Raw genomic sequence first — 1536 nt, forward strand, 5'->3', positions numbered from 1 at the left:
AATTTACCATTGCTACTCTCCTATGGCCAGTCTTATGGTAGCGAGTTCTTGGTCTTACACTCTACTGTAACTGGAGAACAACCATTTTACTCCTGGATCAGGAGAGATTCTGAATACAAAAATTGAGGGGGTTGTGAACCCACTCAATTTCCTGAAGCTCTAAGCTCCGCCTTATTTCCTTGAAGCCATAGATAGCAGGGATTTTGTTATGATCTTTTGATCTTATCGCTCTGGCTAAAGATGATTAGTGCCACAGTGGCAGGAATAACCACAATGGCAGTACCCCAAAGTAAACTCCACAAAAAGTTGGCTAATGAAGGTGTCATATAAACTCCTAGTTAATTTGTAAACCTTGTTTGTGATTAAGCATTCAGCATTCAGCTATCAGCTATCAGCTATCAGCGATTAGCGCTACGCGCAGGCTACTTGAGGTGCTAGCAGGAGCGATAAATGCACGGGGTCGGATCAGTAAAAGCAGCAGGGATTTTCAACCAGGGGAACCGGCACCTCCCAGCTGGTTTACTACCCGTTGATTAGCTGACGGCTAACGGCTGATAGCTGAATGCTTACTAGAACATGATACTATTATTGAGAAACTTTACATTAAATTAACGACAATCACAAGGACACCCGTAAGCCACCTAGCCACCTAAGGCGGCAGGTAAGCATTGAGCTATCAGCTATCAGCTATCAGCTATCAGCTATCAGCCATTGGCCTGTAGCCACGCTACTTTTCCCGCAGCGTGCCTGTAGCGCAGTACTTTTGAATAAAATAAGCTGACCACTGACCACTGACGGCTGACCGCTGACCGCTGACGGTGGCACCGGCAAGACATTTGTGATGATTAGATTGAATAAGCCATGACTGCTGCTACGATTGCTATCTGGACTCTTGGTCCGTTACTCGGACTAATGATCTTCTTGTTTATCTTTCGCATTGTTCTGACCTGGTATCCTCAGGTAGACCTAAATCGTTTGCCATTTAATCTAGTAGCTTGGCCAACGGAACCCTTTTTAGTGCCAATGCGCAAAATTGTGCCTCCCATTGGTGGGGTTGATATTAGCCCAATTATTTGGGTAGGGATTTTCAGCCTGCTGCGGGAAATTCTTTTAGGTCAGCAGGGAATCCTCAGGATGATGATCTAGAACAAGCCCCACGCCTGAAAGTGAAACGTCAGGGTGGGACGGAGCGTATAAACGCTAGAAGTACAACAAGACGCGATCGCTAATTACCAACCCATAGCACATAAGCACCTCAAGTAGAGTGGCCATAGGCCAATGGCTGATCACTGAATGCTGATGGCTGAATGCTGATAGCTGAATACTTACCTACTTCTGCCCTCTGCCTTCAGCATAGCCGCCGTTCAGGTCATCATCTCCTTCTCGACAAAATTGGTATAGACCTGACCCTCAAGAAAGGCTTGTGTCTCTAGGATTTTTTGATGGAAAGTCAGGGTGGTGGTCACTCCGGTAATGGCACACTCCCTTAAGGCTCGTTTCATGCGCTGAATGGCTGCATCACGGGTGGGACCCCAA

At 46.5% G+C, this 1536-nt stretch carries 3 protein-coding genes and 1 pseudogene; 1 reads left to right on the forward strand and 3 read right to left on the reverse strand.

The annotated features are described in order from the left end of the window. Nucleotides 1-206: 206 nt before the first annotated feature. Both F6K49_RS47875 and F6K49_RS47880 read right to left on the reverse strand, forming a co-directional pair. Nucleotides 207-326: a photosystem II reaction center X protein gene (locus tag F6K49_RS47875; protein WP_083305494.1), complete on the reverse strand. Its 120-nt coding sequence runs from the start codon at nt 324-326 to the stop codon at nt 207-209. 378 nt (nt 327-704) lie between these two features. Further along, nucleotides 705-836, reverse strand: coding sequence for a hypothetical protein (locus F6K49_RS47880; protein WP_293109627.1), 132 nt, complete (start codon nt 834-836; stop codon nt 705-707). Nucleotides 837-861: 25 nt separating this feature from the next. Between F6K49_RS47880 and F6K49_RS47885 the strand changes: the two genes are divergently transcribed. Beyond that, nucleotides 862-1146: a YggT family protein gene (locus tag F6K49_RS47885; RefSeq protein WP_008186608.1), complete on the forward strand. Its 285-nt coding sequence runs from the start codon at nt 862-864 to the stop codon at nt 1144-1146. Nucleotides 1147-1364: 218 nt separating this feature from the next. On the opposite strand, the pseudogene F6K49_RS47890 reads toward F6K49_RS47885, so the two are convergent. Continuing rightward, nucleotides 1365-1536: pseudogene (locus tag F6K49_RS47890) on the reverse strand (acetyl-CoA carboxylase biotin carboxylase subunit); the annotation flags it as partial.

Source organism: Moorena sp. SIO3I6 (assembly GCF_010672095.1).